Raw genomic sequence first — 8,908 nt, forward strand, 5'->3', positions numbered from 1 at the left:
CCCGGTGCCGGCCGGTCGTACGCCACCCGGCCGTCCGGCACCCCGCCCCCGCCGGCCCAGGGGATCCGGCCGTCCGGCCCCCGGCCCCCGTGCGCCCGTGGGACCCGGCCATCAGCACCGGCGGTGGCCTTGGGCACGGGCGCACGGCTCATTACGCTTCCCCTTGTCACCACGGTTCCCGCACCGGGAGCCGCCTTTCTGCCCGCGCACACCGTACGCAGAGAAGAAGGGGAAGATGACCGCTCAGACACCGCGCCCGCCCGAGGCCCCCGGAGCACTCCCGCTGCTCGGGCACACCCTGGCGATGAAGCGCCGCCCACTGGACTTCGTGTCCGCCCTGCCCGAGCTGGGCGAGGTCGTCCGGATCCGGCTCGGCCCCGTCGGGGTCCTGCTGGTCTGCGACCCCGACCTCACCCATGAGGTCCTGCTGGACCCCCGCACCTTCGACAAGGGCGGCTTCATCTTCGACCGGGCGCGGGAGTACATGGGCGACAACCTCGCCACCTGCCCGCACAGCGCCCATCTGCGGCAGCGCAGGCTGACCCAGCCCGCGTTCCACATATCCCGATTACCCGGGTACGCGGGCATCATGGCCGACGCCATCGATGAGACGGCCGCCGCCTGGCGGGACGGCGCCGTCGTGGACCCGGTGGCCGATCTGATGGCCCTGACGGCCAAGGTGATCCTGCGGACGATGTTCTCCTGGGGGCTCTCCGACCGGTCGCTGAGCGACGCCGTCGGGGACCTGGTCGTCGTGGTGGACGGCACCTACTGGCGCTCCCTGGTCCCGCCCGCCGTGCTGCGGGTGCCGCTGCCGGCCAACCGCCGCTTCGACCGGGCCCACCACCGCCTCTCCGCCACCTTCCTGCGGATCATCCAGGAGTACCGGGCCGACGGCACCGACCGGGGCGATCTCCTGTCCATCCTGCTGGCCACCCGGGACGAGGGCGACGGCGGCGGGATGTCGGACACCGAGATCAGCAACCAGCTCTTCGGCTTCTTCCTCGCCGGGACCGAGACCACGGCGACCCTGCTGGCCTGGACGCTGCACGCGCTCACCGAGCGGCCCGAACTCCAGGAGCGGCTGCACGCCGAGATCGACACGGTGCTCGGCGGACGCCCCCCGGGCTTCGACGACCTGGAGGCGCTCGACGTCACCCGCAGGATCCTCACCGAGTCCCTGCGGCACTACACACCCGTATGGATGCTCACCCGGGTCACCACCACCGACACCCGGATCGGGCCGTACGAGGTGCCCGCCGGGACCACCTTGATGTACAGCCCGTACATCGTCCACCACCTTCCCTCGCTCTACCCGGACCCCCATCGCTTCGACCCCGATCGCTGGGCCCCCGGCGAGAAGCCGCCCCGGCGCGGCTTCCTGCCCTTCGCGGTGGGCTCCCGCAAGTGCATCGGCGACGCCTTCGCGCTGACCGAGGCGACGCTCGCGCTGGCCACCATCGCCCAGCGCTGGCGGTGGAGCGCCTCGCCCGGTGCCCGGGTGCGGCCCACGGCGGGCGCGGCGATCCGCCCCCAGGGGATGCGGCTGCGCTTCACCGCCCGGCCGCAGCGGCCCGTACCCCACGAGGAAACGGCCGACTCCCCCGTACCGTCCGCCTAGTTCGCCCCCGGGACCCCCGTCCGGCGGAGTCCGGAGCGGATACCACCGGAAGCCGCCGGTCGGGTACGGGCCGGGAGGGCCCACGGTCAAGGGCGCGCCAAGAGGAGGCAATGCGGCAGTGTTTCGCGAATGGGCGTTCCGCGGATAGGGTCCCCTTCGCAAGGAGCAGCCGGAGCACGCACAGGGGAGTGTGTGCCGGACGAGACCACTCGGCTGCGCGCACACGTGCACCGCCGGCCCCCGAGGCCCCGAAGCACCGTGTGCGAGGGGGGTTCCAAGGGGGGTTCGGTTTGCTGTTGTCGTTGTTCGTTGTGGCCATTTCGGTGGCCCTGTTCTGGATGGCGGCGTTCACGCTCTGGTGGCAGATGCATGCCTGGCGTACGCCCGAGACGCTGGCCTCGACCAGCTTCGACCGGCCCGGCGACGATGTCGGGCTCTCCTTCTCGCTGTTGCTGCCCGCCCGGCATGAACAGGCCGTGCTGGAGCACACCATCGAGCGGTTACTGGAATCCACCCACTCCCGCTTCGAGATCATCGTCATCATCGGGCACGACGACCCGGAGACCGCCGCGGTGGCCGAGCGGGCCGCCCTGAGGGATCCCCTGCGGGTGCGGGTCATCACCGACACCCATGAGCGGAAGAACAAACCCAAGGCCCTCAACACCGCGCTGCCGTACTGCCGCGGCGATGTCGTCGGGGTCTTCGACGCCGAGGACCAGGTCCACCCCGAGCTGCTCAGCCATGTGGACCACGCCTTCACCAGCACCGGCGCCGATGTGGTGCAGGGCGGCGTCCAGTTGATCAATTTCCACTCCAGCTGGTACAGCCTCCGCAACTGCCTGGAGTACTTCTTCTGGTTCCGCAGCAGGCTCCATCTGCACGCGCAGAAAGGGTTCATCCCGCTCGGCGGGAACACCGTCTTCGTCCGCACCGGGGTGCTCCGGGAAGCGGGCGGCTGGGACCCCGACTGCCTGGCCGAGGACTGCGACCTCGGGGTGCGGCTCTCCTCCGCGGGCAAGAAGGTCGTCGTCGCCTACGACAGCGACATGGTCACCCGCGAGGAGACCCCCGACAGCCTGATGAGTCTGCTCAAGCAGCGGACCCGCTGGAACCAGGGGTTCCTCCAGGTCTACCGGAAGAAGGACTGGCGCGGACTGCCCAGCCTGCGCCAGCGGCTGCTCGCCCGCTACACCCTGATGACGCCGTTCCTCCAGGCGTTCTCCGGGGTCGTCATCCCGGTCAATGTCGCCGTCGCGCTCTTCCTCGACGTCCCCGTGGGTGTCGCCATCGTGACCTTCCTGCCCCTGATCACGGCCATGGTCACCTTTGTCTTCGAGATCGTCGGACTGCATGACTTCGGCAAGCAGTACGGGCTGCGGGTGCGGTTCGTCCACTACCTCAAGCTCGTTGTCGGCGGCCCCTTCTACCAGGTGCTCCTCGCCGGCGCCGCCGTCCGCGCGGTCTGGCGCGAGCAGCGGGGGCGCGACGAGTGGGAGCTGACCAGCCATGTCGGCGCGCATCTCGCCGAGACCCGCGAGGAGGCCCACCGATGACGACCACCCTGCCCACCCCCGGGGATACCACCCCGGAGCGGACCGCGCCGCACCTCGCCCCGGTCATTCCCGAACGGCCGCCCGCCACTCCCCCGCCGACGGCCGGGACCCGCGGACCGGAGGCCGGGGAGATACCCGACGGGGTCCGCATACGGGTGCTGCCCCGGCCCGTCGTCCGCTTCCGCGGCTCCCGCCCCGATCTGCTGCTCTGCCTCGGCCTGCTGGTGCTGATCCTGGTCGTCCAGGGCTGGAACATCACCGGCTTCCCGACCCTCAGCGACGACGAGGGCACCTATCTCGCCCAGGCGTGGGCGGTGCAGGAGGGCAGGGGGCTCGCCCACTACACCTACTGGTACGACCATCCGCCGCTGGGCTGGATCCAGATAGCCGGACTCACCTATCTGCCCTCCCTGCTGGCCCCCGAGTCGATGACCGTGGCCACCATGCGCCTCGCCATGCTGCTGGTGAGCGCGGTCAGCGCGGTCCTGCTCTATGTGCTGGCCCGGCGGCTCTTCCTGCCCCGCTGGTCCGCCGCGCTGGCGATGGTGCTCTTCGGGCTCTCCCCGCTCTCCGTCGTCCTCCAGCGCGAGATCTTCCTCGACAACCTCGCGGTGATGTGGATCCTGCTGGCGTTCTGTCTGGCGGCCTCGCCCGACCGGCATCTGTGGCACCACTTCGCCGCCGGGCTGGCGAGCGCCGTCGCGGTGCTCACCAAGGAGACCATGCTGGTGGTCCTCCCGGCGCTGCTGTGGACCATGTGGACCCACAGCCACCGCGACACCCGCAAGTTCGCGGTCACCGGCGCCATCACCGCCTGTGTGCTGACCGGGCTCTCGTATCCGCTGTACGCCCTGCTCAACAACGAGCTGTTCCCGGGGCCCGGACATGTCTCCCTGATCGACGGGATCGTCTACCAGATGGGCCGGGCGGGCTCCGGCTTCATCCTGGACCCGGGGTCGGGCTCGCACGCCGTCCTGGAGTCGTGGCTGTACTACGACCGGGTACTGCCGGTGGGCGGGGTCGCCGGAGGGCTGCTCCTGCTGTGTGTGCTGCGCTGGTCGGTGACGGCGCGCGCACTGGCCGGACCGGCGCTGGCGGTGGCGATCCTGACGGTGGTGGCGATGCGGCCGTCGGGCTATCTGCCCGCCATGTATGTCATCCAGGCCCTGCCCTTCCTGGCGCTGGTGCTGGCGGGCGCGGCGGCGAGCGTGGCCCATGCCGTGCTGCACCGCCGGCTCCCGACCGGCGCGGAGGACCCGTCACCGGCCGATGGGCCGGGGCCGGCGGGGTCCGCCGATCCGGCCGGTCCGGCGGGCCGCGGCGGCGGACCGGGAGGGGCCGCCCCCCGCCCGAGGGGTCCGCGCGCGCTGCTCGCCCCGCGCCGCGCCGTGGTGACCGTCCTCGCCGTGGCCTCCGTCGCCCTGCTCGTCCCCCGCTGGATCGACGGCAACCGCGACGCCCTCACCGTCGACGCCAACGCGCCCTATCGCGCCGCCGCCGCCTGGCTGGGGCGCGAGGTGGCCGACCCCGCCGCCACCCGGGTCCTGGTGGACGACGCGCTCTGGCTCGACCTGGTGCACGACGGGTTCACCCCCGGCACCGGGGCGATCTGGTTCTACAAGGCGGACCTCGACCCGGCGGTCACCACCACCCTGCCCCGGGGGTGGCGGGACATCGACTATGTCGTCTCCTCCCCCACCGTCCGCAGGGACGCCGTCGATCTGCCCACGGTCCGGTCGGCCCTGGAACACTCCCGCCCGGTCGCCGTCTTCGGTACGGGCGAGGACCGGATCGAGATCCGCCGGATCGCGGATTCCCCCCTCGGAGGCGAGCGATGACCACTCCCCGTACCGACGCCGACGAGGTGGGCGGGGTCGGCGAGGTCGGCGGTCCGGAGCCGGCGGACGGCCCCGCACCCGACGGGGACGGCTCCGCACCCGATGCCGCACCGCTCCGCGCCGCGCGGCTCGTCGAGCCGGGCGCGGTCACCGTCGTCATCCCCACCTTCAACGAGGCCGGGAACATCCGCGAACTGCTGCTCCGGCTCACCCGGTCGGTGCCCTCGCACCTCCCCTGCGAGGTGGTCTTCGTGGACGACTCCACGGACCACACCCCCGAGGTGATCCGGGACGCGGCCCGGGACTGCCCCTTCCCGGTGACGGTGATCCACCGCTCCACCCCCACCGGGGGCCTCGGCGGAGCGGTGGTCGAGGGGCTGCGCGCGGCGGGTTCGGAGTGGATCGTCGTCATGGACGCCGACCTCCAGCATCCGCCCGCGCTCGTCCCCGAGCTGGTGGCCGCGGGCGAACGGGAGGGTGTCGACCTCGTCGTCGCCAGCCGCTACATCAGCGGCGGCTCCCGGGCGGGGCTCGCGGGCGGCTACCGGATCGCGGTCTCCCGTACGGCGACCTGGCTGACCAAGTCGCTCTTCCCCCGGGGGCTGCGCGGCATCAGCGACCCGATGAGCGGCTTCTTCGCCATCCGCCGCAGCGCGCTGGCCGGGGCGATGTCCGCGGACGCGCTCAAACCGCTCGGCTACAAGATCCTGCTGGAGCTGGCGGTGCGCTGCCGTCCGCGCGGGGTGACCGAGGTGCCGTTCGTCTTCCAGGAGCGGTTCGCCGGGGAGTCCAAGTCCACCGCCCAGGAGGGGATGCGGTTTCTGCGGCACCTCACGGAGCTGCGCACCGCCTCGGCGCCCGCCCGGATGGTGGCCTTCGGGCTGATCGGCCTCACCGGCTTTCTGCCGAACCTCCTGGTGCTGTACGGGCTGACCTCCTGGGGCATGCACTATCTGTCCGCCGAGATCGTGGCCAACCAGTTCGGCGTGGTGTGGAACTTCCTGCTGATCGAGGTGCTGATCTTCCGTGACCGCCGGGGCCACCGCCACTGGGCGGACCGGGTGGGACGGTTCACCCTGCTCGCCAACGCCGATCTGGTCCTGCGCATCCCGCTGATCGCCCTGTTCGTGAAGAGCCTGGGCATGGCGGTGCTGCCCGCGACGGCGCTGGCGCTGCTGCTCACCTTTGTCCTGCGGTTCGCGGCGACGGAGGCGCTGGTCTATCTGCCGCGTCCGGGAGGTCGCCGGTCAGGGGAACACCGGGTGCCCTGAGGCCCCCCGGCCCTGCTCCCGTCCGTCCTGAGCATGGCGTTCCCCACCGTCTTGAGCATGGCGTTCCCATCCGTTCTGAGCATGGAAAGGAGTACCTCGTGCCATCAGCCATTCGCCGGTCCCGATCCACCGCGCTGCTGGCCGTCGCGGGCATGACCGCGGCGCTGCTCGTCACCGTTCCCGCCCCCGCGTCCGCCGGGCCGAATCTGATCCGCAACCCGGGGTTCGAGATCGCGGGCGGTACCGCGAACGACAGCATGCCGGAGTGCTGGAAGAAGTCCGGCTGGGGTGACAACGACTTCACCTTCGAGACGGTGGCGGACGCCCGCTCCGGCTCCGCCGCGATGAAGGTCTCCCTGACCCGCCGGGTCGAAGGGGACCGCAAGGCCCTGATGGCGGAGACCGCCGCCTGCGCGCCCGTGGTCTCCCCGGAGAAGCAGTACGACCTCTCCCTCTGGTACAAGAGCACCACCGCCGACGCCGCCCTCACCCTCTTCCGGCGGGACAGTGTCACGGGCGCCTGGGGGTACTGGACCGATCTGCGGACCCTTCCGCCGAGCGCCGGGTACACCCGTGCCGAGGTGCGCACCCCCGCCGTGCCGCCGAACACGGACCGGATCAGCTGGGGTGTCTCGGTGTACGGGACGGGCTCGGTCACCACCGACGACTACGGCATGGAGGAGGTGGAGGTCCCGGCCCCCGACCCGGAGTGCACCGGCACTCCGACGGAGTGCCTCAAGGGTCGCTGGGATGTGCTGCCGACGCGGAACCCGGTGCGCTCGATGCACTCGGTGGTCCTGCACAACGGCAAGGTGCTCATGATCGCGGGCTCGGGCAACGACGAGTCGATGTTCGCGGCGGGGACCTTCACCTCCGCCCTGTACAACCCGCGTACGGGCACCTGGCGGACGATCCCGACCCCGGTGGACATGTTCTGCGCCGGCCATGTCCAGCTCCAGGACGGCAAGGTCCTGATCATGAGCGGCAACAAGGGCTATCCGACGCCCGACGGCCGGATCGGCTACCAGGGGCTGAAGGACTCGTACCTCTTCGACCCGGCGACCGAGTCGTACACCAGGACCAATGATCTGAACGAGGGTCACTGGTATCCCTCCGCCACCGCCCTCGGCAACGGCGATGTCATCTCCTTCGGCGGGCTGAAGGAGGACTCCAGCGGCAGTGTGACGGCCGAGCGCTGGTCCGCCGCGCAGAACCGCTGGCTGCCCACCGGTCAGGTCAACCAGACCTGGTCGTTCTGGGGGCTGTACCCGTCGATGGTGCTGATGCAGGACGGACGGCTCTTCTACTCGGGCAGCCATGTCTTCGGCAACGGCACCCCCGGTACGGGCGCGTCGATCTACGACTACGACCGGAACACCATCACCGATGTGCCGGGGCTCCAGCGCAAGGACGAGCGCGACCAGTCGGCGAGCGTGCTGCTGCCGCCCGCCCAGGACCAGCGGGTGCTCACCATCGGCGGCGGCAACAACGAGAGCAACCCGGTCGCCAACCGGCTGACCGACATCATCGACCTGAAGGAGGCCGACCCGGCCTACCGGGCGGGCCCGCTGCTGCCGCAGGGCGAGGTGGACCAGGGGCAGGGCCGGCGTCCGCAGACCGGTGCCGAGGGGAAGATGTATGTCTCGGCCGTCCTGCTCCCCGACGGCAAGGTCTTCGAGACCGGCGGCGCCCTCCACGACCGGGCCGATCCGGTCTTCGAGGCGTCGTTCTTTGATCCGGTGACCAACACCTACACCCCGGACCTGGCGAAGGACCCGATCCCGCGCGGCTACCACTCCTCGTCCTTCCTGCTGCCCGACGGCCGGGTGATGTCCGTGGGCGACAACCCCGGCAACAACACCTACAACCACAATGTCTCCGTCTACACCCCGCCGTATCTGCTGAAGGGGCCGCGGCCGGCGATCACCTCCGTACCGGACAACCGCTGGAACTACGGTGACACCCAGCGGATCAGGGTCAACCGGCCGATCGCCAAGGCCGAGCTGATCCGCCCGGCGGCGGTCACCCACTCCTCCGACCCCAACCAGCGTTTCGTCGATCTGCCGCTGACGGTCCATGGCAACACCATCGACCTCAATGTCACCAGCAACCCCAATCTCGCTCCGCCCGGCTGGTACATGCTCTTCGCGGTCGACGCCAACGGCGTGCCCTCGGTGGCGCGGTGGGTGCATCTGGGTCCCCGGTCCGCGACGGCGGCCAAGCACGGGGCGCACGCTCCGTCGGCCCATGTCCACGACTTCGCGGGCGACCTGGAGAAGCCGGCGAGGAAGAAGCTGAGGAAGCGGGAGTCGGCTCCGGTGAGCCCGACGATCAGCGGCTGTGAGCGCGCCTACGGGAAGGCGGGCGTCTGTGTGCCCACCACCTTCCCGAAGAAGGTCGCGCCGACCATCGGGGCGCGCTGTGCCTGGCTCGCCGACCGCGACTTCGCCCGGCTGAAGGTGAACGGCGGCCGGGATCCGCTGCGGCTCGACCGCGACCGGGACGGCATCGCCTGCGGCCGGGGGGACCTCCGCCGCTAGGCCGTCCCTCGTGGATACGGGAGACCCCTGGTGGATACGGGGACGGGAGCGTCGGCGGCCCGGACACGGAGTCCGTGTCCGGGCC

5 protein-coding genes are annotated in these 8,908 nt (G+C 71.1%); all 5 read left to right on the top strand.

The features are described 5' to 3' along the window. Window positions 1–235: 235 nt before the first annotated feature. Complete coding sequence (locus ABT354_RS36230) at window positions 236–1,621, top strand: cytochrome P450 (RefSeq protein ID WP_351501940.1); 1,386 nt, start codon at window positions 236–238, stop codon at window positions 1,619–1,621. A gap of 290 nt (window positions 1,622–1,911) precedes the next feature. Then, window positions 1,912–3,174, top strand: coding sequence for a glycosyltransferase (locus ABT354_RS36235; RefSeq protein WP_351501943.1), 1,263 nt, complete (start codon window positions 1,912–1,914; stop codon window positions 3,172–3,174). Next, window positions 3,171–5,012, top strand: a complete 1,842-nt coding sequence (locus ABT354_RS36240) for an ArnT family glycosyltransferase (protein WP_351501945.1) — start codon at window positions 3,171–3,173, stop codon at window positions 5,010–5,012. The genes ABT354_RS36235 and ABT354_RS36240 overlap by 4 nt, the downstream gene beginning before the upstream one ends. Then, window positions 5,009–6,283, top strand: coding sequence for a glycosyltransferase (locus ABT354_RS36245; RefSeq protein ID WP_351501947.1), 1,275 nt, complete (start codon window positions 5,009–5,011; stop codon window positions 6,281–6,283). Before ABT354_RS36240 ends, ABT354_RS36245 begins: the two co-directional genes overlap by 4 nt. 152 nt (window positions 6,284–6,435) lie before the next feature. Further along, window positions 6,436–8,823: a galactose oxidase early set domain-containing protein gene (locus ABT354_RS36250; RefSeq protein ID WP_351501949.1), complete on the top strand. Its 2,388-nt coding sequence runs from the start codon at window positions 6,436–6,438 to the stop codon at window positions 8,821–8,823. Window positions 8,824–8,908 lie beyond the last annotated feature (85 nt).

The sequence above is a fragment of the Streptomyces sp. NPDC000594 genome, from assembly GCF_040299965.1.
Lineage (GTDB): Bacteria > Actinomycetota > Actinomycetes > Streptomycetales > Streptomycetaceae > Streptomyces.

What these genes read in the sequence shown, in the direction of transcription:
- ABT354_RS36245 (WP_351501947.1), top strand. Translation starts at nt 5,009, where the DNA reads ATGACCACTCCCCGTACCGACGCCGACGAGGTGGGCGGGGTCGGCGAG.
- ABT354_RS36240 (WP_351501945.1), top strand. Translation starts at nt 3,171, where the DNA reads ATGACGACCACCCTGCCCACCCCCGGGGATACCACCCCGGAGCGGACC.
- ABT354_RS36230 (WP_351501940.1), top strand. Translation starts at nt 236, where the DNA reads ATGACCGCTCAGACACCGCGCCCGCCCGAGGCCCCCGGAGCACTCCCG.
- ABT354_RS36250 (WP_351501949.1), top strand. Translation starts at nt 6,436, where the DNA reads ATGACCGCGGCGCTGCTCGTCACCGTTCCCGCCCCCGCGTCCGCCGGG.